The sequence below is a fragment of the Bacillus sp. NMTD17 genome (assembly GCF_002998735.1).
Taxonomy (GTDB): Bacteria; Bacillota; Bacilli; order Bacillales; family Bacillaceae; genus Bacillus.
In genome coordinates, this window is the sequence record NZ_PVRH01000006.1 from 237,635 (window position 1) to 261,872 (window position 24,238).

Sequence of the window (24,238 nt, forward strand, 5' to 3'; positions counted from 1 at the left end):
ACACTTAAAATATTTAAAAAAGGAGATTCACCTTCAATGAAACCTAATCTCGGCTTAATGGAAGCGCTCATTCGAATTGCTTGCGGAATGACAATATGTACTGTGGCTGGTTCTTTATATGCTAGAAAACCATGGAGTAAAATGCTGCTTTTCAGCATCATGTGCGGCGGGATGAAACTGGCATCTGGCATTCTTCGTTTTTGTCCAGTGACGTATATGTGTGAGCAGCAGGACACACATAAAGAGAAGGCTGAGTGAGACAGCCTTCTTTTTTTGTAATTATTTTCTGCCTCTTTCATCACTCCGCTGCTTCACACCATTCCACCATCGTACCTGCGATAATTTCTGCTGCTTCAATCACATGCTCAATGTCGATGGATTCATTCGGAAAATGGGCAAGCTCCGTTGTTCCAGGTCCAAACACGATGATCGGAATACCTGCCGCCTGTGACAGTAATCCGCCGTCTGTTCCCCAAGGAGCGGCTTCGATCTTTGGCGGCTCCTTCTTGACTGCTTCATATTGTTCCTTCAATAGACATAAAAGTGGATGATCCGTATCGATTGAGCCTGGAAGCCATCTTGCCCCAAACCATTCGACCTCGACAGGATGATCTTTGAACCATTCATCCTTTTCCCCAAGTCCCGTCATCCAATTTTCTAATTCCTTCTCTGCCTGCTCAACCGTCTCACCTGGCATCACTCCAAGTCTGCCCTCCATTGTGACCAGATCTGCTACAGAGGACGGCCAATCACCGCCTTGAATTTTCCCCATGTTGATGGGGATCGGAATTGGGATATGCTGAAATAACGGCTCGGTGATGCGCTGATTTCGTTCTTCTTCAAGTGCCGCTATATGCGTAAGAACGATCATACTCTTTTCAATAGCGGAAACACCGTGATATCTTGTTCCGCCATGAGCTGCCCTTCCTTTAATATACAGTCTGAACCACTTAGATCCCTGCTGAATCGGAAAGATTTTCATATGACTTGGTTCTGGAATGATGGCCGCATCTGCTGTATACCCTCTCAGTATGGCTGCAAGGGTGCCTGCACCGCCGCTTTCTTCTTCGACGACACTATGAAACACAACATCTCCTTTCAGCGGAATCTGAAGCGCATGCAGTGCCTCTAGTGCGAAGAGTAAAGAAACATTTCCGCCTTTCATATCTGTTGCCCCGCGTCCATAAAGTCTCCCGTTTATGATATGCCCGCTGTAGGGCGGATATGTCCATTGTTTCGTATCTCCTGCTGGAACAACATCCACGTGCCCATTTAATAAAATGGATTTGCCGCCGCCTTTCCCCTTCAATCGTCCGGCGACATTGGGACTTCCTTTAAAGGAACGCCTCGGGGAATAGAAATACGGATGTTCCAGCAGGTCTTCTCCGCCAATGTCCCATACATCTACATCAAAACCAATTGCGGAAAGCTTATTTGCTACAATTTGCTGCACATCTTGTTCATTCCCTTGGGTGCTTTCACATTGCACCATTTGCTGAAGAAGCGCAATCGCTTCATCTTGGTGCTCTCTCATCCAGCTTCTGATCCGTGTAATTGGCTGCAAGTCAGTCATCCTTTCTACACAACAGATTTGACATCAGGCGCTAAAATTAATGGGGCCTCTGTCGCCCTTATGACATCTTCCGGCTGAAACGGCGGCATGACTTCACGTAAAATGAGCAGCTGTGATTTGACCTCAATGACTGCCATATCCGTAATAATCAGATCCACACAAGACTTAGCGGTTAAGGGCAGTGTACAGGCAGATTTCACCTTTGACTCACCGTGTTTATCAAGGTGGCTCATCACCACCACAACCTTTTTCGCCTTTTGCGCAAGCTCAATCGCTCCGCCCATCCCCGGTACTCGTTTGCCCGGCACAATCCAATTCGCAAGATCACCCTGACTGCTTACTTCAAGTGCACCTAAAATGGTCATATCAAGCATACCTTTCCGAATGATGCCAAAAGCTGTCGTGCTGTCCATGTATGAACCGCCTTTTGTTAATGTAATGGGAAAACCGCCTGCATTGCACAAATTCGGATCTTCTTCTCCTTGTGCTGGTGAGGCTCCTGCCCCCATAATGCCGTTTTCTGCATGCAGCCACACCCTGTAATGCGCTGGGATGTATTCAGCTGCAAGTGTCGGGATGCCGATCCCTAGATTGACGATCATACCATCTTCAATTTCCTGCGCCGCGCGTTTGGCTATGCGGTGTCTTAAATCGATGTCTCCCATGCCCATGTCCAGTTCACTCCTTTTGATTGCACGATCTGGTTCACAAATACCCCTGGTGTCACGATTTCTTCTGGATGAAGACTGCCCACAGGCACGATCTCTTCCACTTCCGCAATGGTCCAGTCTCCTGCCATCGCCACAATCGGGTTTGTATTCCGTGCACTTTTATCAAAAATCAGATTTCCTGCTTCGTCTGCTTTGAGGGCATTCACAATGGCAATATCCGCTGTTAGCGCAGGCTCAAGGATATATGTGTTCCCGTTTAGCGGAACGAGCTGCTTCTCATCGAGATTGAGGCTATCCATGCCGACATCTGTCACAATGCCTGCCAAGCCCATCCCGCCTGCTCGAATTTTTTCTGCTAGAATGCCTTGCGGGTAAAAATGAACGTCTAGTGTACCTGCCTGCATTTTCTGTCCGGCTATTGGATTTGAGCCAATATGAGAAGCAATGATCTTCTTGACTCTTCCTTCTGTGATCAGCCGGCCAACACCTATTTGCGGGAAGCCTGCATCGTTTCCGATCAATGTCAGATCTTTGATATTCGCTTCTAGGATGGCGTCGATCAATGATGGCGGGGACCCTACGCCGCCAAACCCGCCAAACATGATGGTCATGCCGTCCCTAAAATGCGTGATCACTTCATCAACATTCGCTGTTTTGTTCATCATCTTTCCTCCCTACATCGCAGATGGGAAAAACCCTCGGTTGATGACTTCTTGTTCGACCTGCGTGATTGTCTGCTCAAATAATTGAATGAGTTCATCCATCTCCTGCTGCGTGATGGAAAGCGGCGGTGCAATCATGACCGCTGCACCTCCCACTCCATCCTCTCCAGCGCTTGCTGGGTAAACGAGCAAGCCATTTTGCTTGGCCGTCTCAACGACTAAATGCGTCATTTGAGCATGGGCAGGAAATGGTGTTTTCGATAAGCGGTCTGCGACAAACTCAATGCCAATGAGCAGTCCCTTTCCTCTCACATCTCCTATGATGAAATGGTTTGTTTGCAAATCCTTTAAAGCATTCATTAAATATCGGCCAGACAGATCCGCTCGTTCAGGAAGCTGATGTTTTTTCATATATCGTATGACAGCTAGTGAGACGGCTGCTGAAAGCGGATTGCCGCTATAGGTGTGACCTGCCATCACAGAACCTGAACCGCTCAGAATCGGTGCGATAACATGATCTGCTGAGACGGCTGCCGCAATCGGTGAATAGCCGGCACTCATGCCTTTGCCGAGAACCATAATATCTGGTACGACGCCCCAATGTTCCATCGCAAACATTTTCCCAGTTCGTCCAAAGCCTGTCATGACTTCGTCTGCAATCATTAAAATATCGTTTTCCTCACAGACACGCTTCATCGCTTCAAAATATCCGTCTGGCGGTACAAGCGCCGCTCCCGATGCTCCAACAATCGGCTCTGCAATAAAAGCGGCAATCCTCTCTTTTCCTATACGCTGAATGACGGTTTTAAATTCCTGGACATACCATTCGACCTGCTTGACCTCTTCCTTTGGCAGCCATGAACGATAGCTATATGGCGGAGACAGCACCGGATGCTTTTCGAGCAATGGTTCAAAGCGCTCTCTCCTTGCAATATGTCCTGACATCGACAGCGCACCGAGTGTGATGCCGTGATAACTCATCCATCTTGAGATAATGTGATTTTTCTCAGCCTTCCCCTGCTCCTGCCAATGCTGAATAGCAATTTTCATAGCAGTTTCCGTTGCCTCTGATCCGCTTCCGACAAAAAAAGACCAGTTCAGGTTACCTGGGCAAAGCGTACTCAATTCATAGGCAAGTTCTTCTGCTGGTTCATTTGTGAATTGCGATCTGTACGTAAAGCTCACTTTTTCCGCTTGCTCTGTCATGGCATCAATGATCTCACGTATGCCATGTCCAATACTTGCCGTGACAGCCCCCGAAGAGCCGTCTAAATATTTTTTCCCGTCCCGATCATATAAATAAATCCCCTCTCCTTTCACAGCCACAGGATAATGCTGATTCAACATCGGTTTGATTAAGTAATCCCGGGTCTCCACTTTGCCATTCCTCCCTCTCTTGTCAGCAGCTGCATCTTTCTTTTTTCATGAATCGCAAGAAAATTTTGTATACTTGTTATAAGATTAGCTTAATCAAGAGGGCAGTCATCCTCCATTCGCCACATGCCCGAATTTCACACGCATTTTTTATACATCGTGTATAAGAGTGTTCAAAAGGAGGTCATGAGTCTATGGCGATTCTCGTCAAAGATGCACTCTCGCTCGATATCATGAAGGGAACAAAGCTGCTTGCTGGAGAAAATGGACTGGACCGCCTCATACAGTGGGTGACCATCGTGGAAATTATCGAGGACACCTCGAGGCTTTCCGAAGGGGAATTACTCGTCACAACCGGATTCGGACTCGCGGACAATCAAGAAAGACGCGACCGGCTTGAGGAATTGATTCAATCTCAAAGGCTATCAGCCATCGCTATTTATAAAGGTGTATACTTAAGCGACATTCCAGCATCACTCATTCAAGCAGCGAAAAATAGCGGCATTCCGCTCATCGAAATTCCGCCGCACATCAATTTCTCAGACATTACAAAAGCCGTCCTAGAACAAATCGTGAGCAGTCAGCTCCATCAGCTTAAATATTCATCAGCGATTCATCAAAGACTGACCCAATTAAATGTAAGGAATAAAAATGTGACGCAAATTACAGATGAACTGGCACATCTCACTGCAGCGAACATTGTCGTGCTTGATGTCTTTTTACATCAAACAGCGGCTCATCTCATCAAAGATGAAGTGACGTACTCTCCTGCCTTTGGCTTTCTGACAGATCGTGAACCAATTGAAACCATGCCCCTTCTTAAGCAGGCAGAGGAGAAAGGCCGGCTCGTCTATGACACGTACGGAGCGTTTGTCCTCGCCGCATGTCCGGTGATTGCGATGGGGGATATTTTCGGGTTTATTGTGTCTTTAAAGAAAAAGGAAGCGTGGCATCATCTAGATGCGATTGCCATCGAGCATGCCGGGGCAGTGTATGCGATTGAATGGCTGAAGCAAAAGGCCATTCAAGATACAGAAAACCAAATGCAGGGACATTTGTTAGATGATATTTTGCAGCAGCAATATACAGAAGAAAGCTACGTGGTCGAACAAGCAACAAAGCTGCAATATGATATGAGCGATGAGCAGGTGGTGATCTACTTTCAATTTCAGCATCAGCACACACAGCTCGATCATCAAATGATGCAGCGCCTCTCTCAATTACTCACCTCGATCTTTGAACGCAGACATATTCCCTTTTTACTAAAGACGAGACTCGATTCCATTTTTGTCCTGACACCCGCAGGAAAAAAAGCGTTTCAAGAAGCGGAGTGGTATCGCGCAGCAGAGGAGTGCCGGAGCACTTGGTCGTATTTTTTTCCCGTCCATCCGATTGTCATTGGCATCGGGAGAGCCTATGACCAGATCAGTCTCTTTGCAAAAAGCGCGAAGGAAGCGCAGTATGCAGCAAGGCTCCTTCCGCTTTTAAAAACAGACGAAAGCATCATTCATTATCAAAAGCTTGGCTTATATGGCATGCTTCTTGAAATGAATGAAGCGGGTATGAATTTGCATGACTTTTACGTGGAGCTGTTAAGTCCTTTGCTTTTTACGAAAAAACAAGGGGCTGACCTGATCCATACACTCGAAGTGTATTTGGCACACAATGAAAATATTCAAAAATCTGCGGGAGAATTGTTTATTCATAGACATACATTAAGCTACCGGCTGAAACAAATTGAAACGAGAACAGGCTGCAGCCTCAAATCCACTGATGATCGGATGAAGCTGCAGCTCAGTATCATGGCGTACCGTCTATCTGGTCTGCTAGATCAGATGAGAACCATTTCATGATTCATTCGGCGTTTTGACCCATAGATTCATATCTTCAATTTTGTCAAAAATATAGCAGTTGTTTTGGAAGCGCCCGGTATACGTATACCCGAGCTGATAAAACACTTGATTCATCCCATAGGACAGTGCACGTGCAAGAGAATAAAAGACATAGATATGCATCGACTGGAGTTCTTTTTCAAGTGCTAGAATCAAATGATGCATGAATCCTAGTTTTCTGTATGATGGAAGGGTCGCACAATCTGTTAATTCCGCATGGCCATATAACGCATTGATTTCAGCGGATGCTGCACTCACAATGTGTCCGTCATGTTCAACAACATAAAAGACAGTCCCTTCCGCCATTACCTTTTGGATATAATCTGGCTCGTTCATTGGCGTAGGATACGTTTCAAAGACCGTATCATAGAGCTTTGCCAGCTTGTGAATATCCTTCGGATCGGCTTTCCTCATCACATACTCATCCTGCCACGTGCCTTGGTCTTTTTTCATCTCCTTCGCTTGAATGGATGCGACGATCTTATCTTCCTCCAGCCAATACGAACTGTTCATTCGATCCTCAGTGAGAAAAAGCGACATGCCGTACGCATCACTTCCGAGGAAATAATGAGAAAACACCCCTTCAAGCCGAAAGCCTTTTTCTAAAAAAAGAGGTACATGCTCACGTCTTACTTTCACAATGACCTTAGAAACCTTACAGTCCGCCGCTTCCTGAAGTACCGACTGAATCACATCCCGCACCCTGCCGCTATAGTCATCCAAACGGATTCGCTCATTAAATGAATCAATACAGATCAAGGCAGAAAAACGCTCGTTTGCAAGTTTCTTCAATTGCACCATATACTCATCCTCTCTTAGCTAATGAAAAACTTCCAAATTAAAAATGAAGAAATAGCAATGCCAGAAACAATTGAAATGATCATATAACTAATGGCTAAGCCTTTTTTCAATTTATTCTGCTTAATGGCAGTCAACATGATGTTATTTATAGTTATGAGATATAAAATAAGCATGACGATTGCAAAGATGATAAATGCTTTGATTTCCATGTTTCCTCCCTATATCTATTCGTGATCCCATACTACTTCTTCATATTCTATCGGCATCCCTTCTCATGAACAAAAAACACCTTTCCATCTCATCAGATAGAAAGGTGTTTTAATTAAACGGATTTCCCCGTAGCCTTCAGTGCACGGGCGCCAATGTCACGGCGGTAAAATAGACCTGGCTGCATGATTTCTTCAACCGCTTCATACACTCTTGATCTTGCCGCTTCAAATGTATCGTCAAATGCCGTCACATTCGCTACACGGCCGCCATTTGTGACGAATTGATCGTTTTCTTTTTTTGTTCCTGCGTGGAAGGTCACGACATCAGACACCGTTGTTTGCAAAGCACCGATTGGTGTGCCTTTTGCGTAGTCCTCCGGGTATCCTTCTGAAGCAAGAACGACACTGATAGCGGCAGTGTCTTTCCACTGTAAGTCCACATCTTTTCCGTCCAGAATGTCGAGGAAGACTTGAACTAGATCTGATTCAAGACGAGGGAGAACCACCTGCGTTTCAGGATCACCAAAGCGTGCGTTGAACTCAATGACTTTTGAGCCTTCTGGTGTCAGCATTAAGCCTGCATATAAAATGCCTGTAAACGGACGCTCTTCCTGCACCATTGCGCGAGCCGCCGGTTTGACGACATCTTCCACCGCTTTTTGGACGACTTCTTCTGAAATTTGCGGAACTGGCGAATAAGCCCCCATCCCGCCGGTATTCGGCCCTTTGTCATCTTCGAATGCCCGTTTGTGATCCTGCGCGATCACCATTGGATACACCTTTTCTCCATTGACAAAGGCCATCAGTGAAAATTCCTCGCCTGTTAAAAATTCCTCGATGACGACAGATGCACTCGCATCGCCAAACTTTTCATCTTCCAAAAAGTCGTGCAGACAGTTGATCGCCTCTTCAAGTGTCATAGCGACTGTCACGCCTTTTCCTGCTGCAAGACCGTCTGCTTTAATGACAATTGGCGCACCCTTTTCTTCCACATAAGCCTTCGCTTCTTCAAACGATGTGAAGGTAGCGTAAGCGGCGGTCGGGATATCATAGTTTTTCATTAAGTCTTTTGCAAATTCCTTTGAGCCCTCAATCACCGCAGCTTTTGCATTTGGTCCAAATACCTTTAGATCTGCCTCTTCAAATGCATCCACTACACCTGCAATTAAAGGAACCTCTGGACCGACAATCGTTAAGCCGATTTCATTATCTTTTGCAAAACGAATTAATGCCTCATGATTACCTTCATCGATTGGGACAAGCTTCGCAGCATCTGTCATTCCATCATTGCCGGGTGCGACAAATACTTGGCTGACAAGTTCACTTTGCTTCACTTTCCATGCGATGGTATGCTCTCTTCCGCCTCTGCCGATAATTAATACGTTCACACTGTCATCCCCTTAATGTTTGAAATGTCTAACGCCAGTGAAGACCATGGCGATGCCGTATTCATCTGCCTTTTGAATCGATTCTTCATCACGAATGGAACCGCCTGGTTGAATGATCGCTGTGACGCCTGCCTTCGCAGCAGCTTCCACTGTATCGCCCATTGGGAAGAATGCATCAGAGCCTAGTGCGCTTCCTTTCGCTTTTTCACCTGCTTGTTCAATCGCAATGTTCGCTGAGCCCACACGGTTCATCTGACCAGCGCCTATACCTGCTGTCATTTGATCCTTCGCGAGGACAATGGCATTTGATTTCACATGCTTGACGACTTTCCATGCAAGCTTTAAATCTTTCCATTCGTCTTCTGTTGGTTCTCTTTTCGTTGGAATAGAGATGGTTGCTTCCTCTAAGCCGTACGTGTCAATATCCTGCACGAGCAGTCCGCCATGGACACTTGTCAGCTGCTTTTCTTTTTTCTCAAGATTCGCTTCTACATCTAGTGTTAATAGACGAAGATTCTTTTTCGTTGTTAACACGTCAAGTGCTTCTTGGCTAAAAGATGGGGCGATGACGATTTCTAAGAAAATCGTATGCAGCACGTCAGCCGTTTGTTTGTCTACTTCACGGTTAAGCGCCACAATGCCGCCAAAAATAGAGGTTTCATCTGCTTTAAATGCACGGTCAAAGGCTTCAGCAATTGTTTCTCCTGTACCAACGCCGCACGGATTCATATGTTTTACAGCCACAGCCGCTGGCTCCGAAAATTCACGTACGATTTGAAGAGCTGCATCTGCATCTTTGATATTGTTATAAGAAAGTTCTTTTCCATGTAATTGCGTTGCAGTAGCCAAAGAGCCTTTGCTTGGAAGAGCATTTTCATAGAAAGTCGCCGCTTGGTGCGGATTTTCTCCATAACGAAGGGATTGTTTTTTCTCAAACGTGACGGTGAACTGCTCTGGCTCTGTTTCGCCAACAAAGTTCGTTAAATAATCTGCAATGAGGGCATCGTAAGCAGCTGTATGACGGAATACCTTCGCCGCAAGCTCACGTTTTTTCTCAAGTGACACGCCGCCTTCTTTGATTTGCTGAACGACTGTACCATAATCACGAGGATCGACAATCACTGTGACGTCTTGGTGGTTTTTCGATGCCGCACGAAGCATTCCCGGTCCGCCAATATCAATGTTTTCAATTGCTTCTTCATACGTTACATCGTCTTTTGAGATCGTCTCTTTGAAAGGATAGAGATTCACGACAACAAGATCAATCGGCTGAATGCCATGCTTTTCAATCTGTGCCATATGCTCATCGTTTTCTCTCACTGCCAATAATCCACCATGAATGTTTGGGTGAAGTGTTTTGAGTCGTCCGTCCATGATTTCAGGGAATCCAGTGACTTCAGAAATCCCAATGACATCAATGCCATTCTCTTGAAGAAGCTTATGTGTACCTCCAGTTGAAATCACTTCAACACCAAGTTCTGTTAATTCTTTCACAAAAGGTACTAGATTCGTTTTATCGGAAACACTGATTAATGCGCGTTTGATCGTCATGCCTTCGTCACCTCATTAAGATAATTCTAAAAGTGATTTGATCACTTTTGGATATAGTGTGTGTTCTAGTTCATGCATTCTTTTTTCAATCGATGCAAGCTCTTCGCCTTGTTCAATATAAATCGCGGCTTGATCAATAATCGGACCTGTATCCATCCCTTCATCGACAAAATGGACAGTGATGCCTGCCACTTTGACACCTGCTTGATAGGCTTGTCCGATGGCATCAAGACCTGGGAAGGCTGGGAGCAAAGATGGGTGAATATTCACGATTTTCCCTCTATACGCTTCAAGTAATGTCGGACCGATCAGTCTCATATACCCAGCAAGGAAAACCCATTCTACTTCATGAAGCCTAAGCTGTTCGATGATCGTTTGTTCAAAAGCGGCTTTATTCGGAAAAGCCTTCGGGGTAAAAGCAAAGGAGGCAATGCCCTCTTTCTCAGCACGCTCCAGCACCTTCGCACCCGGTTTATCACAAATCACAATGGCGGCCTCTGCCTGCCACTGTTCTTCTTTTAACGTATCTATAATGGCTTGAAAGTTCGTCCCGCTTCCAGAGGCGAAGATCGCAAACTTCTTCATGAGAGGCTTCCACCGCCGAATGTGACACCTTCTCCTTTTTGAACACGTCCGATGAGAAATGCTTTCTCTCCATCTTGTTCAAGCTCACTAATCACATCCACAAGATCGTCCTCTTTTACAGCTAGGACAAAGCCGATGCCCATATTAAACACGTTGAACATCTCTTCTGCCTTCAACTGACCCTTTTCTTGAATAAAGGAGAAAATTGGTGGTACTGGCCATGAGCCGTTATCAATCTCAACGCCAAGACCTTCAGGCAGCATACGTGGTAAATTCTCGATAAAGCCACCGCCTGTCACATGTGCCATGCCGTCAACTTTGCCGGCTTTTACTTGTTTGAGAACGGGCTTCACATAAATTTTTGTCGGTTCAAGAAGCTCTTCACCGAGCGGTCTTGTAAAAGGTTCATACGTTTGGTGCAGATCAAGACCAGCGTCTTCCAGCAAAACTTTACGAACGAGAGAGTAGCCATTGCTATGAATTCCGCTTGAGCTCAGTCCAATGAGCAAATGTCCCTCTTTGATGCTGTCTCCTGTCACGATTTCATTCTTTTCAACGACACCTACCGAAAAACCAGCAATATCATATTCTTCTTCTGTGTAAAGACCTGGCATTTCGGCTGTCTCACCGCCGACAAGTGCTGAACCAGACTGCTCACACCCGTCAGCCACACCTTTGACAATGGATTCAATTTTTAGCGGATCTGCTTTTCCAACGGCTAAGTAATCTAAGAAAAAGAGCGGTTCTGCCCCTTGTGCAAGCACATCGTTGACACACATGGCCACGGCATCGACGCCGATCGTATCGTGTTTATCCATTAAAAAGGCAAGCTTTAATTTCGTTCCGACACCATCTGTTCCTGAAACAAGAACAGGCTTTTTATATGGCAGCTCAGATAGATCAAACATACCACCAAATCCACCTAGAGCGCCCATGACACCTGCTCGTTTTGTACGTTCTACGTGTGTTTTCATTCGTTTGACGGCTTCATACCCTGCTTCGATGTCGACACCGGCGTTTTTATATGCTTCTGACATCCCATTCACTCCTTTTAGCTGCTGCTTTCCATGTATTTTCGGCAGAATGAAAGAGCAGCATATCAACTCATCTTGACTGCTGCTCCTTTATTCGATTATTTCGTCAGGACCGTTTCCTTCACATGCGGAAGAACCGTATCTTCATAAATTTCAGTCGGGTATTTCCCAGTAAAGCATGCTAAACACTGACCGCGCTGCGGATCATCATACTTCCTGCCAATCCCGTCCATTAAACCGTCTACAGATAAAAATGCAATGGAGTCTGCACCGATTTCCTGTCTAATCTCTTCCACTGAATGAGAAGAAGCAATCAGCTCTTCGTGTGTGGACGTATCAATTCCATAAAAACATGGATGCGCGATTGGCGGTGAACTAATGCGTACATGGACTTCCGTCGCACCCGCTTCTCTTAGCATCGTGACAATTCTGCGGCTCGTTGTACCGCGTACGATGGAATCATCCACCATCACGACACGTTTTCCTTCGACAACCCCGCGCACAGCAGACAGCTTCATCCGTACGCCCTGCTCACGCAATGCTTGAGACGGCTGGATAAACGTCCGGCCAACATAACGGTTTTTAATCAAACCGAGCTCATACGGAATACCTGTTGCTTCGGCATATCCAATCGCTGCAGAAATACTGGAATCTGGTACACCTGTCACAACATCTGCTTCGACATGCGCTTCTTCGGCAAGCTTTTTGCCTAGATTCTTTCTCGCACTATGCACATTGATGCCGTTGATATTGCTGTCAGGTCTTGAGAAATAAATATATTCCATGCTGCACATGCTGCGGTTAATGTTCATCGAGAAGCGCTCAGATTTCAAGCCTTCATCATTAATGATCAGCATTTCGCCAGGCTCCACATCACGTAAATACGTGGCACCGACAACATCAAATGCGCATGTTTCAGAAGCGACAACATAAGCATCCCCAAGCATACCAAGTGAAAGCGGGCGTAAGCCGTTCGGATCAAGGGCCACGATCATTTCTGTTTCCGTCATAATTAAGAAAGCATATGCTCCCTTAAGCATAGACAACGCATTTTTGATCTGTTCCTTCAATTCCATATGCCCGCTGCGCTTAATTAAATGAGCCAGCACTTCGGTATCAGAAGAGGTCTGAAAAATACTCCCTTGGTTTTCTAGCTGCTGCTTTAACTGCGTTGCATTCACTAAGTTCCCATTATGAGCAAGGGCAAGGCTGCCATTGTTTTGCGAACGGAAGAAGAGAGGCTGCACATTTTCAAAGCCGCCTCCGCCTGCTGTCGCATACCGAACGTGTCCGATCGCCCCTTTTCCTTTCAAATCCTTTAGCTCACCGTTTTGAAAGACTTCCGTAATCAGTCCAAGGCCTTTGTGTGACGTCAGGTTCTCACCATCTGTTGCAATGATTCCCGCACCTTCTTGTCCTCGGTGCTGAAGGCTATGCAATCCGTAATATGTGATTTGCGGGGCTTCTTCGTGTCCCCAAACCCCAAAGACACCACACTCTTCATTTAAGCCTCTGATTTCAGCAAGCATGGGATCGCTCCTTTCCATGCACGTTCAAGCTCGTTGACCGCTGCATGAATCCATTGTTGTCCTTCTTGATTTTTGACGGTAAATACACCATCATTTGTGACCGTTCCGACTTCTTTCGCATCTTTGACAGCCGCAGCAAACGCTTCGCGGTGCTCTGGTCTGACTGTGACAACAAAGCGTGACTGTGTTTCACTGAATAAGGAAGCTTCGCTGTATAAATCGATTTGGATATCAGCGCCAAGACCGTCTGTTCCAAATGTACTTTCAGCAAGTGCTACACCTAGTCCGCCTTCAGATACATCGTGTGCTGATTGAACGAGACCGTTTTGAATCGCGGCTAGCAGAGCTTCTTGACGCGTCAGCTCTACATCCAAATCAATGTCTGGTGCTTTTCCGTAAATACGGCCTTCTGTCATCTTTTGAAGCTCACTGCCTGCGAATTCTTCCTTCGTCTCACCAATGACGAAAATCACATCGCCAGCCTGCTGGAACGATTGAGTCGTAATATGAGCAGTATCTTCAACCAATCCAACCATTCCAATAACTGGAGTTGGGTAAATCGCTGTTCCATTTGATTCGTTATATAAAGAGACGTTCCCACCGATAACCGGTGTGCTTAGCGTGCGGCATGCTTCGCTAATACCGTCAGCTGACTTTTCTATTTGCCAGAAAATTTCTGGTTTCTCCGGGTTACCGAAGTTCAGGTTATCTGTCACTGCTAGCGGACGCGCGCCTGAGCAGACAATGTTACGTGCTGCTTCAGCGACTGCGATTTTCCCGCCAACCTCTGGATCAAGGTAGAGATAGCGTGCGTTACAATCTGTTGTCATCGCTAGGGCTTTTTTCGTTCCGCGGATTCTTAGTACGCCCGCATCAGAGCCTGGTGCAACAACCGTATTTGTCCGAACCATGTAGTCGTATTGATCATAAACCCATTCTTTACTTGCAATTGTTGGCTGCTGAAGGAGCTGCTTTAACGTTTCGGCTGCATCTGTGATGGCTGGAGCTTCAACTTTTGTTTCTAAAAACTCACGATAGTATGCAGGCTCACTTGACGGCTTGTGATAAACCGGTGCTTCTTCTGCAAGAGCGTCAACAGGAAGCTCACATACGACTTCACCTTGATGGAGTAAACGAAGCATTTTATCGTCTGTCACATGACCGACTGATACCGCTTCAAGATCGTATTTTTCGAAAATATCAATGATTTCTTGTTCGCGGCCTTTTTCAATGACCAGCAGCATTCTCTCTTGCGATTCAGACAGCATCATTTCGTATGCCGACATACCTGTTTCACGCTGCGGAATGAGATCTAGATTCATCTCGATTCCAGAACCTGCTTTACTTGCCATTTCCGCGCTTGAGCTTGTTAAGCCAGCCGCTCCCATATCTTGAATCCCAACGAGCGCATCGTTTTTGATGACTTCAAGGCACGCTTCAAGCAGCAGCTTTTCCATGAACGGATCGCCGACTTGAACCGCTGAACGTTTTTCTTCTGATTCATCAGAAAATTCTTCAGACGCAAATGTTGCACCGTGAATACCGTCACGTCCCGTTTTAGCACCAACGTACATCACCGTGTTGCCGACACCTTTGGCCTGCCCTTTTTTGATGTCCTCATGGTTGATTAATCCAACACACATCGCATTTACGAGCGGATTGCCTTCATAGCTTTGATCAAAATGAACCTCTCCGCCGACTGTTGGAATTCCGATACAGTTTCCATAGCCTGCGATCCCTGCCACTACTTCTTCAAACAAGTACTTCACGCGCGGTGAAGTCAGTTCACCAAAACGAAGAGAGTTTAATACAGCAATTGGACGCGCACCCATGGAGAATACATCACGGATAATTCCGCCGACACCTGTAGCCGCTCCTTGATACGGTTCAATCGCAGATGGATGGTTATGTGATTCGATTTTAAATACAACCGCTTGGTTGTCTCCAATATCAACGATTCCAGCGCCTTCCCCAGGACCTTGAAGAACATGCTCTCCTTTTGTCGGGAATTTGCTTAAAACAGGCTTTGAGTTTTTATAACTGCAATGCTCTGACCACATGACAGAAAAAATACCCGTTTCTGTGTAGTTTGGCAGCCTGCCAATAATGGATTCAATTAAAGCGAATTCTTCATCACTCAATCCCATTTGCTGATACAATTTCTCTTCTTTAATTTGCTTGTGACTTGGTTCAAGCAGTAGTGACATGAGTGTCCCTCCAATTTTTCACGATAGATTGAAACAATTTAAGTCCGTCTGCGCTGCCTAGTAATGAATCAACCGCGCGCTCAGGGTGCGGCATCATGCCGAGTACATTGCCCTCTTCATTCGTTATACCTGCAATTCGATTGACACTGCCGTTAATATCGTCTCCGTAAGTGAAAGCGATTTGGCCATTTTGAATGAGCTTCGCTAAAGTGTCTTCATCACAGTAGAAGTTGCCTTCACCGTGCGCTACAGGAATTGTAATGGATTCGCCTTTTTGATAGCCGCTAGTAAATTGCGTTTCGTTGTTCTCTACAATGAGTTCAGCTGGACGACAGATAAATTTCAAGTCTTTATTTCGTCTCATCGCACCTGGAAGAATGCCAAGCTCCTGAAGAATTTGGAACCCGTTACAAACACCAAGAACAGGCTTTCCTTCCGCAGCTGCTTTTTTCACCGCCGGCATGATGTTTGAGAAGCGAGCAATCGCACCACATCTTAAGTAATCCCCATAAGAGAAACCGCCTGGTACGAGTACACCGTCAAATCCGTCTAGACTCGTTTCGTCGTGCCATACATATTCAACTTGTTCACCTAACTCATCTTGAATCGCATGGTACATATCGATATCACAGTTAGAGCCAGGCAAGACGATCACTGCAAACTTCACTGTGCGACAACCTCCTCCACCTCATAGCGGTAATCTTCAATCACCGTGTTGGCCAGTAATTTTTCACACATTTCTTTGACGACTGTGTCTAAATCACGATCTGATTTTTCAATGACAAGCTCCATGTATTTTCCGATACGGACATCCTTTACTTCCTGATAAGACATGCTGTGCAAGGCGTGCTGCACGGCACTTCCTTGTGGATCAAGAACGCTCTCTTTTAAGCTGACAAAAATTTTCACTTTATACATGTTTATGGCCTCCAAGTCTTTTGAAAATTTCTTCGTATGCATTCGTTAAGCCGCCCAGGTTTCGTCTGAACACGTCTTTATCAAGCTTTTCGTTTGTATCTTTGTCCCAAAGCCTGCACGTATCAGGTGAAATCTCATCAGCTAGCAAAATACGATTCTCGTGATCTATTCCGAATTCAAGCTTGAAATCAATTAAATTTACATGGCAGTCTGAGAAGATTTGCTTTAACTCTTCATTCACTTGTCTTGTGATCTGTTTCATTTCCTCGACCTGTTCTGGTGTCGCTGCATGTAAAATGCGAATATGATCTTCTGTAATGAGCGGATCGCCGAGTGCATCATCTTTGTAGTAAAACTCGATTAATGGTGTATCCAGTTTTGTTCCCTCTGGAATGCCAAGGCGCTTTGACATACTGCCTGCCACCACATTTCGTACTACCACTTCAAGCGGAACAATCTGCACCTTTTGAATGAGCTGTTCTGTGTCAGAGAGTCGTTTCACAAAGTGATTGTTGATCCCTTTCTCATGCAGCATTTGAAAGATTAAGCTCGAAATTTCGTTATTCAGTCTGCCCTTGCCTTCGATTTCAGCTTTCTTTTCGCCGTTAAATGCTGTCGCTGAGTCTTTATATTCGACATATAAAATATGCTCGTCATCGGTCTGATAGATTTTTTTCGCTTTGCCTTCGTAGAGAAGTTCTTGTTTCACAGTCATTCAGGTTGGCCTCCTAATTTGAATGTTGGCAATTTTCAGGATTGGGCACCTGACAAGCAGGCGACCCTTTTCTTACGCAAGACCTAGACGTTCGAAAATCATATCGACATTTTTCAAATGATAGTTGTAATCGAAGCAGTCAGCGATTTGTTCAGGTGTTAAGCGTGATGTGATTTTCTCTTCCGCTTCTACTAATGAACGGAATGGTACTTGCTTCTCCCACGCTTCCATTGCCTTTGGCTGAACCGTATCATATGCCTCTTCACGTGCCATGCCTGTATCGATTAATGCAAGAAGAACGCGCTGTGAATAAATCAAGCCAAGTGTGCGGTCCATGTTGCGTTTCATGTTCTCAGGGAAGACCGTCAAGTTTTTCACGATGTTTGAGAAACGGTTCAGCATATAGTTCAGTGCAATCGTTGCATCTGGTAAAATGATGCGTTCAGCAGACGAATGAGAAATATCACGCTCATGCCAAAGCGGTACATTTTCATAAGCTGTCAGCATATATCCACGGATGACGCGGGCAATTCCCGTCATGTTTTCAGAGCCGATTGGGTTCCGTTTATGCGGCATCGCTGATGATCCTTTTTGTCCTTTTGCGAAGAACTCTTCTACTTCACGTGTTTCACTCTTTTGAAGTCCACGAATTTCAACAGCAAATTTCTCAATGCTTGTTGCGACGAGTGCAAGAGTAGCCATGTAATCTGCATGACGATCACGCTGCAAGGTTTGGGTTGAAATTGGTGCAGCTTTGATGCCAAGCTTCTCACATACATATTGCTCAACAAACGGGTCGATGTTCGCATATGTGCCAACAGCACCAGAAATTTTGCCGTATTCGATGCCAGCTTTTGCTTGTTTAAAACGTTCTAGGTTACGCTTCATTTCTTCGTACCACAGACCAAGCTTCAGGCCAAATGTTGTCGGTTCAGCGTGTACACCGTGTGTACGGCCCATCATGACGGTATATTTGTGCTCTTTTGCTTTTTCTTTTAGGATGTCAACAAATCTCTCAATGTCCTTGAGCAAGATATCGTTCGCCTGTTTTAATAGATATGAAAGCGCCGTATCCACTACGTCTGTAGATGTTAACCCGTAATGAACCCACTTTCTTTCTTCTCCTAGAGATTCAGATACAGCACGCGTAAAGGCAACCACGTCATGGCGCGTGTCTTGTTCAATCTCTAGAATACGATCAATATCAAAGCTTGCATTCTTACGCATAGTCACAACGTCTTCTTTCGGAATGACACCAAGCTCTGCCCAAGCTTCACAAGCGAGAATTTCTACTTCAAGCCATGCATTAAATTTGTTTTCCTCTGTCCAGATTGCTGACATTTCTGGTCGTGCGTAACGTTCGATCATTTCCCGTTTCCTCCATCTCTTTCAGTCCATATCTTTGTGATGTTTGTCATCCATTCATCATCAAGCTGTTTCATAAATGTCATATGCCCCATTTTGCGGCCGGCTTTTACTTCATGCTTTCCATATAGATAAAGCTTCGCTTCTTTGAGAAGCTCAGGATGCTCTGTTGGGATGTCCACTTCATCGCCTAATAAGTTCACCATCATGCCCTCTGAGAAAAGGGCTGTACCGCCAAGCGGCAAACCACATATCGCGCGAACGTGCTGTTCAAACTGACTCGTCTCACATAAATCGAGCGTATAATGACCAGAATTATGCGGGCGAGGCGCCAGTTCATTGACGAGCAGCTCTCCCTCGTTTGTCAGGAACAGTTCTACAGCAAGTGTACCGACTAGCCCCAGCTTTTCAGCCAGTGTCGTTGCCAGCTCTTTTGCCTTCTCCTGAATACGTTCCTCTACCCTTGCAGGCACAATGCTTTGGAACAAAATGTTATGCTTATGAATGTTCTCAGCGACTGGGAATACCGCAATCTCCCCATGAATAGAACGAGTGACGATCACCGAGAGCTCCATTTGAAATGGGACCCAGCTTTCTAAAATACAAGTTCCATGTGTGAGCAATGCTGCTGCTTCATGAAGCTGTCCTTTTTCCTTGATCACATACTGCCCTTTTCCGTCGTAGCCGCCTCTGCATGTTTTCAGCACGGCTGGCAAACCAAGCACGGCCACTGCGTCTTCCAGCTCTTTTTCATCATGAATGATGCGATAAGGCGCGACTTCACAGCCTGCGTCTACAATCCCTTTTTTCTCCGTTTCACGATTTTGAGTTAAAAGAAGAAGTTCACTTCCTTGCGGTAAATTGGCTTCTTCCTTCAATTGATTAAGTGCATCATAATCAATATTTTCAAATTCATATGTCACGACATCGCTGATTTCTGCCAGCTGTCGAATCGCTTCGAGGTCACTATATGCACCTGTGATTTCTGTATCAGCAACCTGTCCACAAGGAGATTGTGCGACTGGATCTAACACAGCTGCCCGGTATCCCATTTGTTTTGCGCTGACGGCCATATATCTGCCAAGCTGTCCTCCGCCGATAATACCGATGGTTGCGTTTGGAAAAATGGTCTGCTTAGCCAAGCTGATCACTGCTTTCTAGTACAGTCTGTTTTGTTTGCTCTCTTCTTTCTTCAAGGCGAGCTGCGATTGTTTCATCAAATGCTGAAATCATTTGCGCGGCAAGAAGCCCTGCATTTGTTGCACCGGCTTTGCCAATCGCCACTGTAGCAACCGGTACACCGCCTGGCATTTGAACGATGGATAATAAGGAATCCAGCCCATTTAGTGCTTTTGATTGTACGGGCACACCAATGACCGGCAGTGTCGTTTTTGCTGCGACCATCCCCGGTAAATGTGCTGCGCCTCCAGCACCGGCAATGATGACTTTTAGTCCTTTACCTCTTGCTTCTGTCGCATATTCAAACATCAAGTCAGGTGTCCGATGTGCGGATACCACCTGTTTTTCATACGGAATGTCTAATTCCTCTAAGATATCGCACGCATGTTTCATTGTTTCCCAATCAGATGTACTTCCCATGATGACACCTACAAGCGGCTTCATTTTGTCCCCACCTTTAAGCTGATATTCGATTTTGTATCGTTTGACACGCTTCCCAAACCTAAGCAGCTTGTCAAACGCCGAACAAAAAGGCCCGATTTGCATTGCATTGTTAGGAAGCAACACAAACCGGGCCATGGTAAGCGCTGTTCGCTTTTGAAACGCCATGTCAGTTTTGTTCACTATCCTGCATAGTCCAGTCATTTACGGTAACTGGGTAGAAACTTATGGGCCATATTCCCAAGATTATATGAGGCTCGTGTTTTGATTTCATGTTTATCTTAACAACGGATGTTCATGATGTCAACGGATTTATCGAACAATCTATGAAGTCGTCGTTTTAATGTTCGGATTTAGACTATTTTTCCTTCAAATACGATTTTTTTCCCAATCGGAATGATCTGAATCGACCCATTTTCCTTCTTTTCCTGAAAAATGGGCTCCTCCATTCGTCGGACAGGCGAGTAGCCTTCCGCTGCCATCTGGGACAACACTTGATCGATCGTCATGTTGTCTTCCACATAGAATTTCTTCTTCTTTGGTTTTGCGGTCATTCTTTAATTCTCCTTTTCTTCACAGCCTTCACCCAGAAGCCGCCGTGAATCGATTTGGGCTCATACGAAATGATAAACGCCTTTGAATCCAGCGTTTTAATCGTTTCATATAATTGCAGTTCATATTTTCTCGGTGTTAAAATTTGCAATGCTGTCCGGTCTCCTTCAAGACCGCCTGCTACCCAGCTGGTGACACCATATCCTTTTTCTCTCAATTGTCTTGGGAGATCGACATCCAATTCTTTTGTGATCACGTTAACAGTTGTGTAGCCAAGTGCCAGCTTCTCTTCAATTTTCATCCCGACAATGATTCCCATCCCATAACCTAGCGCATACGCAATGACATTTTGTATCTGATCTAAGTTATCAAGTACGATACTTAACCCAATGACATAAATAAGCATTTCAATCGTACCAGCAAAAGCAGCTGCGTACCGTCTGCCTTTCATTGTTAAAATCAAACGCATAGTGGAAAAAGAAACATAGACAATATTAATCACTAAAATGATCAAAACCATGGTGAACGCATTGGATAAAAGTTGTTGAAGCACGATTCGAACCCCCTGCACTAAAAATCAAATAAAGCACCCCATATTCTACTAGAGAACATACCTTGATACAATCAAATTTGCGCGAGAAAAACACATATATCTTTCGACAACAAAGGTGGTCTTTGTTACCAAGAGTTTACCCGTTTTTTCCTCTTCTCAACATGAAAGCCTCCTTTTTCAAAAAAGGAGGCTTTCAGTGTGTTTATCCAAATCGAACAGGAACAAGTGATGGAATCAAATACTCTCCGACAATGCTCCAGAGCAGCGCGATGATGACAAGCTCAACCAATAAAAAGACCCAGCCCGCATACATCAAATCTCCACGTTCGGCATCATGCTCCGATTGAATCGAGCGAAAGAGTACGACCGCAATCAACTGAAGGCCGACAAACATCATCACGGATAATATGACGGTCACATATGGAATATTCAGCATGGCAAATACAAGCCAAAGGATGGATAAAACTAAAACCGGCACAAGCGCAGCGCCAAACTTCTTGATCACTTCTTTCAGTGATATGTTTCCTTTTAGCATGTACTTTCCGAGTAACCAGACGGTAAGCATCATCAATGTCAACAGGATGAGTGTAAAGACCGCTACCCTCAAAAAGGCGTCACCAAAAGAGTAATGAATGCCAAAGCCTAATAAACGGGTCTTTGACGCCTTTAATTGAACATAGTTGCCTAAAGCAAAAAACACGCTGAATAACACAATCGAGATCCAGGCATACTTCATCCGTAATGTTTCCGCTTGATTGATGGCCCGACTCGGTGATTTTAACATCGCAAGTCCATATGAGCCATAGCGCTTAAACGCGCCTCCTACACCTTGCAGCATACGCTGAATGGCAGAACGCTCATCAGCCGCTGCTGCTTTTGCTTTCGAGGTTCTTCCACGTTTTGCGGCACTTCTGCTGAGGCGGGATTGCCTCGTTTCTTGATCTATTGATGGCTCTTCATTTTTTAAGTCTGATGTACTTTGCTCTTGATCTTTTTCTAACATTCATATCAACTCCTATCCAGCACAATCCAAACAGGCTCATACGAATGTCCTGTTCCGATGACTCCTATTAAAGTAGCGGAGTCTCTCTGTTCAGTCAAGATTCCTTGACGTTCATACGAATAGACGGATAAAGGGCAGCAGAGGTTTTAAAATGGTAAGAAAATTAGACAAAACAAAAAAACAGCAGCTTCCATGAGCTGCTGCTTCAGCGTGTAGACAAACCCTCGCATTCTTTGTCAGTCCTGCGCGCTGGTGCTCACGAATGTCAAATTCGCTCCGCGTCAGTGCTCGTCCTTCCTAGACTGCAAAGGTTTTCTATCACACTGAAAAAAGAAGACAAAGGGTTAAAATAAAGATCATTTTAACCCTTTGTCAACAATTAATGATTTAAGAAAGCAAAGTAGAGAATAAAGATCACAAACAATCCGTACATAATCGGATGTACTTCTTTGGCTTTCCCTTTAAAGATCATCGTAATCGGGTAGAAAATAAAGCCAACCGCAATCCCTGTTGCAATACTGTATGTGAGTGGCATCATAATCATCGTTAAGAAGGCTGGTACTGCAATTTCAAAACGATCCCAGGCAATCTTCGCAAGCGGAGCCACCATCAGTGCACCGACAATGATTAAAGCAGGTGCTGTCACATTCGATGTAACGATGGATAATAGCGGCGAGAAGAACATCGCAAGCAAGAAGAAAATACCCGTTACGACAGCTGCAAATCCAGATCGCGCACCAGCAGCTACACCAGAGCTGGATTCAACATAAGACGTTGTCGTCGATGTTCCAAGGACAGAACCTACAACGATTGAAGATGAATCCGCCAGAAGTGCTCTTCCTGCACGCGGCAGCTCATTATTTTTCATTAAACCAGCTTGTGTTGCAACAGCCACAAGCGTTCCTGCTGTATCAAAGAACCCAACGAATAAGAACGTTAAAATCACGACAAGCATTTGAATCGAGAAGATTTCTGGCAAATGAATCAAGGCTTGTCCAAAGGTTGGAGATAAGCTTGGAATACTTCCCACAATTTGCGTCGGTACTGGGACAAGACCAACAATCATTCCTGCAATAGCTGTCACAAGCATCCCGATGAAGACACCTGCATTCACTCGAAGAACCATTAAAATGACGGTCACAACGATACCAAACACCGTTAATAAGACAGGACCACTGTGAATGTTTCCAATCGAAACGAGCGTATTATCATTATTGGCGATAATGCCAGAGCCTTGCAGACCGACAAACGTAATGAATAGACCAATACCCGCACCAACCGCTAGCTTTAGCTCAGTCGGAATGGCATTGATGATTTTTTCACGGAAACCTGTTAAAGAAAGGGCAACAAAGATCAATCCTGAAACAAACACACCAGAAAGTGCTGCTTCCCATGTGATGCCCATGCCAAGAACAACCGAGAAGGCGAAAAAGGCATTCAATCCCATACCCGGTGCAATCGCAATCGGATACCTGGCAATCAACCCCATCAGAATACACCCTGCGGCAGAGGCTAACGCCGTCGCTGTAAAGACAGCGCCCTGATCAATTCGTAATTTATCTGGAAAATCCGGTACAGACACTAAAGCAAGTGTGATCGGATTGACAAACAAAATGTAAGCCATCGACAAAAATGTGGTTAAACCACCGATGATTTCTCTGCGGTAATTCGTTCCTAACTCATCAAACTGAAAAAACTGTTTCAAAGCCAACTGACTCCCTTCATGTCCTTTTGCTTTAGTCTGTCCCATTCACAAGTCAAATAAAAAACGCCCCAACAGTTTTGGGACGCTTGACTACAAGTGTGAATTCAGACCGTGACATAAAACAAGAACAATGCATGATTTATATCAAACGAGTGTGAATTGACGTAGTCAAGCCATTTACGGTAGCTTGGTAGAAACTTGCGGGCCATATCCCCGCGATTATACGACTTCTATCTATTTGATTTCTGTGTCTATTGTACCAACTTCATTTTTAAAACACAATACGAAAAGCGAACAATTTTCAAAGAAATGTCCGCTTCATTCGTCTTAT

General features: G+C 45.1%; 24 protein-coding genes and 2 riboswitches. Of the genes, 2 read left to right on the forward strand and 22 right to left on the reverse strand.

The window, feature by feature from the left end; translation table 11 throughout:
* Positions 1-36 precede the first annotated feature (36 nt).
* Complete coding sequence (locus C6347_RS17125) at positions 37-258, forward strand: YgaP family membrane protein (protein WP_060595694.1); 222 nt, start codon at positions 37-39, stop codon at positions 256-258.
* A gap of 40 nt (positions 259-298) precedes the next feature.
* Here C6347_RS17125 and C6347_RS17130 read toward each other — a convergent pair whose 3' ends face one another.
* The 4 genes from C6347_RS17130 to C6347_RS17145 are packed head-to-tail and all read right to left on the reverse strand — an operon-like array spanning position 299 to position 4,283.
* Positions 299-1,564: a peptidase gene (locus tag C6347_RS17130; RefSeq protein WP_060595693.1), complete on the reverse strand. Its 1,266-nt coding sequence runs from the start codon at positions 1,562-1,564 to the stop codon at positions 299-301.
* Positions 1,565-1,578: 14 nt separating this feature from the next.
* The gene (locus tag C6347_RS17135; protein WP_066031218.1) at positions 1,579-2,244 is read right to left on the reverse strand and encodes a 3-oxoacid CoA-transferase subunit B; all 666 of its coding nucleotides are present in this window, start codon (positions 2,242-2,244) and stop codon (positions 1,579-1,581) included.
* Positions 2,220-2,906, reverse strand: a complete 687-nt coding sequence (locus C6347_RS17140) for a CoA transferase subunit A (protein WP_081311440.1) — start codon at positions 2,904-2,906, stop codon at positions 2,220-2,222. Before C6347_RS17140 ends, C6347_RS17135 begins: the two co-directional genes overlap by 25 nt.
* 12 nt (positions 2,907-2,918) lie before the next feature.
* Entirely contained in the window at positions 2,919-4,283 is a 1,365-nt protein-coding gene (locus C6347_RS17145; protein ID WP_066031219.1) for an aspartate aminotransferase family protein, read from the reverse strand.
* A 191-nt stretch (positions 4,284-4,474) separates the two neighbouring features.
* Between C6347_RS17145 and C6347_RS17150 the strand changes: the two genes are divergently transcribed.
* Complete coding sequence (locus tag C6347_RS17150) at positions 4,475-6,133, forward strand: PucR family transcriptional regulator (RefSeq protein ID WP_106071898.1); 1,659 nt, start codon at positions 4,475-4,477, stop codon at positions 6,131-6,133.
* Here the strand turns inward: C6347_RS17150 and ablB are convergent.
* The 18 genes from ablB to C6347_RS17245 all read right to left on the reverse strand — a co-directional run bounded on the left by ablB (position 6,128) and on the right by C6347_RS17245 (position 23,907).
* Positions 6,128-6,973 carry a putative beta-lysine N-acetyltransferase gene (gene ablB, locus C6347_RS17155; RefSeq protein ID WP_106039485.1) on the reverse strand — a complete coding sequence of 282 codons (846 nt, stop codon included), beginning with the start codon at positions 6,971-6,973 and terminating at the stop codon, positions 6,128-6,130. The genes C6347_RS17150 and ablB overlap by 6 nt on opposite strands.
* 14 nt (positions 6,974-6,987) lie before the next feature.
* On the reverse strand, positions 6,988-7,182 hold the full coding sequence (locus C6347_RS17160) for a hypothetical protein (RefSeq protein WP_060595687.1): 195 nt from the start codon (positions 7,180-7,182) through the stop codon (positions 6,988-6,990).
* Positions 7,183-7,295: 113 nt separating this feature from the next.
* Positions 7,296-8,570 (reverse strand): phosphoribosylamine--glycine ligase, encoded by a 1,275-nt coding sequence (purD, locus tag C6347_RS17165; RefSeq protein ID WP_106071899.1) that lies wholly within the window; start codon positions 8,568-8,570, stop codon positions 7,296-7,298.
* 12 nt (positions 8,571-8,582) lie between these two features.
* On the reverse strand, positions 8,583-10,121 hold the full coding sequence (gene purH / locus C6347_RS17170; protein ID WP_106071900.1) for a bifunctional phosphoribosylaminoimidazolecarboxamide formyltransferase/IMP cyclohydrolase: 1,539 nt from the start codon (positions 10,119-10,121) through the stop codon (positions 8,583-8,585).
* A gap of 15 nt (positions 10,122-10,136) precedes the next feature.
* The gene (purN, locus tag C6347_RS17175; RefSeq protein ID WP_060595684.1) at positions 10,137-10,706 is read right to left on the reverse strand and encodes a phosphoribosylglycinamide formyltransferase; all 570 of its coding nucleotides are present in this window, start codon (positions 10,704-10,706) and stop codon (positions 10,137-10,139) included.
* A complete protein-coding gene (gene purM / locus C6347_RS17180) occupies positions 10,703-11,743 on the reverse strand; it encodes a phosphoribosylformylglycinamidine cyclo-ligase (RefSeq protein ID WP_066031224.1) in 1,041 nt (346 codons plus the stop codon). The genes purN and purM overlap by 4 nt, the downstream gene beginning before the upstream one ends.
* Positions 11,744-11,838: 95 nt before the next feature.
* Positions 11,839-13,269 (reverse strand): amidophosphoribosyltransferase, encoded by a 1,431-nt coding sequence (gene purF, locus C6347_RS17185; protein WP_058015529.1) that lies wholly within the window; start codon positions 13,267-13,269, stop codon positions 11,839-11,841.
* Positions 13,245-15,476: a phosphoribosylformylglycinamidine synthase subunit PurL gene (gene purL, locus C6347_RS17190; RefSeq protein WP_106071901.1), complete on the reverse strand. Its 2,232-nt coding sequence runs from the start codon at positions 15,474-15,476 to the stop codon at positions 13,245-13,247. Before purL ends, purF begins: the two co-directional genes overlap by 25 nt.
* A complete protein-coding gene (gene purQ / locus C6347_RS17195; RefSeq protein WP_106071902.1) occupies positions 15,460-16,143 on the reverse strand; it encodes a phosphoribosylformylglycinamidine synthase subunit PurQ in 684 nt (227 codons plus the stop codon). The genes purL and purQ overlap by 17 nt, the downstream gene beginning before the upstream one ends.
* Positions 16,140-16,394 carry a phosphoribosylformylglycinamidine synthase subunit PurS gene (gene purS / locus C6347_RS17200; RefSeq protein WP_003214349.1) on the reverse strand — a complete coding sequence of 85 codons (255 nt, stop codon included), beginning with the start codon at positions 16,392-16,394 and terminating at the stop codon, positions 16,140-16,142. The genes purQ and purS overlap by 4 nt, the downstream gene beginning before the upstream one ends.
* On the reverse strand, positions 16,387-17,109 hold the full coding sequence (gene purC, locus C6347_RS17205; protein WP_106071903.1) for a phosphoribosylaminoimidazolesuccinocarboxamide synthase: 723 nt from the start codon (positions 17,107-17,109) through the stop codon (positions 16,387-16,389). Before purC ends, purS begins: the two co-directional genes overlap by 8 nt.
* Positions 17,110-17,181: 72 nt before the next feature.
* Complete coding sequence (gene purB, locus C6347_RS17210) at positions 17,182-18,477, reverse strand: adenylosuccinate lyase (protein WP_034664786.1); 1,296 nt, start codon at positions 18,475-18,477, stop codon at positions 17,182-17,184.
* The gene (gene purK, locus C6347_RS17215) at positions 18,474-19,616 is read right to left on the reverse strand and encodes a 5-(carboxyamino)imidazole ribonucleotide synthase (protein ID WP_106071904.1); all 1,143 of its coding nucleotides are present in this window, start codon (positions 19,614-19,616) and stop codon (positions 18,474-18,476) included. Before purK ends, purB begins: the two co-directional genes overlap by 4 nt.
* Positions 19,609-20,097 (reverse strand): 5-(carboxyamino)imidazole ribonucleotide mutase, encoded by a 489-nt coding sequence (purE, locus tag C6347_RS17220; RefSeq protein ID WP_044141605.1) that lies wholly within the window; start codon positions 20,095-20,097, stop codon positions 19,609-19,611. Before purE ends, purK begins: the two co-directional genes overlap by 8 nt.
* Before the next feature lie 169 nt (positions 20,098-20,266).
* A riboswitch (purine riboswitch) is annotated at positions 20,267-20,368 on the reverse strand.
* A gap of 79 nt (positions 20,369-20,447) precedes the next feature.
* A complete protein-coding gene (locus tag C6347_RS17225; RefSeq protein WP_012009137.1) occupies positions 20,448-20,648 on the reverse strand; it encodes an NETI motif-containing protein in 201 nt (66 codons plus the stop codon).
* Complete coding sequence (locus C6347_RS17230; protein WP_024424505.1) at positions 20,645-21,199, reverse strand: DUF2179 domain-containing protein; 555 nt, start codon at positions 21,197-21,199, stop codon at positions 20,645-20,647. Before C6347_RS17230 ends, C6347_RS17225 begins: the two co-directional genes overlap by 4 nt.
* A gap of 202 nt (positions 21,200-21,401) precedes the next feature.
* On the reverse strand, positions 21,402-22,202 hold the full coding sequence (locus C6347_RS17235; protein WP_066031228.1) for a hypothetical protein: 801 nt from the start codon (positions 22,200-22,202) through the stop codon (positions 21,402-21,404).
* Positions 22,203-22,581: 379 nt separating this feature from the next.
* Positions 22,582-23,907 (reverse strand): NCS2 family permease, encoded by a 1,326-nt coding sequence (locus C6347_RS17245; RefSeq protein WP_106071932.1) that lies wholly within the window; start codon positions 23,905-23,907, stop codon positions 22,582-22,584.
* A gap of 145 nt (positions 23,908-24,052) precedes the next feature.
* Positions 24,053-24,154, reverse strand: a riboswitch (purine riboswitch).
* Positions 24,155-24,238: the final 84 nt, after the last annotated feature.

What these genes read in the sequence shown, in the direction of transcription:
- C6347_RS17125 (WP_060595694.1), top strand. Translation starts at nt 37, where the DNA reads ATGAAACCTAATCTCGGCTTAATGGAAGCGCTCATTCGAATTGCTTGC.
- C6347_RS17135 (WP_066031218.1), bottom strand. Translation starts at nt 2,244, where the DNA reads ATGGGCATGGGAGACATCGATTTAAGACACCGCATAGCCAAACGCGCG.
- C6347_RS17140 (WP_081311440.1), bottom strand. Translation starts at nt 2,906, where the DNA reads ATGAACAAAACAGCGAATGTTGATGAAGTGATCACGCATTTTAGGGAC.
- C6347_RS17150 (WP_106071898.1), top strand. Translation starts at nt 4,475, where the DNA reads ATGGCGATTCTCGTCAAAGATGCACTCTCGCTCGATATCATGAAGGGA.
- ablB (WP_106039485.1), bottom strand. Translation starts at nt 6,973, where the DNA reads ATGGTGCAATTGAAGAAACTTGCAAACGAGCGTTTTTCTGCCTTGATC.
- C6347_RS17160 (WP_060595687.1), bottom strand. Translation starts at nt 7,182, where the DNA reads ATGGAAATCAAAGCATTTATCATCTTTGCAATCGTCATGCTTATTTTA.
- purH (WP_106071900.1), bottom strand. Translation starts at nt 10,121, where the DNA reads ATGACGATCAAACGCGCATTAATCAGTGTTTCCGATAAAACGAATCTA.
- purN (WP_060595684.1), bottom strand. Translation starts at nt 10,706, where the DNA reads ATGAAGAAGTTTGCGATCTTCGCCTCTGGAAGCGGGACGAACTTTCAA.
- purM (WP_066031224.1), bottom strand. Translation starts at nt 11,743, where the DNA reads ATGTCAGAAGCATATAAAAACGCCGGTGTCGACATCGAAGCAGGGTAT.
- purF (WP_058015529.1), bottom strand. Translation starts at nt 13,269, where the DNA reads ATGCTTGCTGAAATCAGAGGCTTAAATGAAGAGTGTGGTGTCTTTGGG.
- purL (WP_106071901.1), bottom strand. Translation starts at nt 15,476, where the DNA reads ATGTCACTACTGCTTGAACCAAGTCACAAGCAAATTAAAGAAGAGAAA.
- purS (WP_003214349.1), bottom strand. Translation starts at nt 16,394, where the DNA reads ATGTATAAAGTGAAAATTTTTGTCAGCTTAAAAGAGAGCGTTCTTGAT.
- purC (WP_106071903.1), bottom strand. Translation starts at nt 17,109, where the DNA reads ATGACTGTGAAACAAGAACTTCTCTACGAAGGCAAAGCGAAAAAAATC.
- purB (WP_034664786.1), bottom strand. Translation starts at nt 18,477, where the DNA reads ATGATCGAACGTTACGCACGACCAGAAATGTCAGCAATCTGGACAGAG.
- purE (WP_044141605.1), bottom strand. Translation starts at nt 20,097, where the DNA reads ATGAAGCCGCTTGTAGGTGTCATCATGGGAAGTACATCTGATTGGGAA.
- C6347_RS17225 (WP_012009137.1), bottom strand. Translation starts at nt 20,648, where the DNA reads ATGACCGCAAAACCAAAGAAGAAGAAATTCTATGTGGAAGACAACATG.
- C6347_RS17235 (WP_066031228.1), bottom strand. Translation starts at nt 22,202, where the DNA reads ATGTTAGAAAAAGATCAAGAGCAAAGTACATCAGACTTAAAAAATGAA.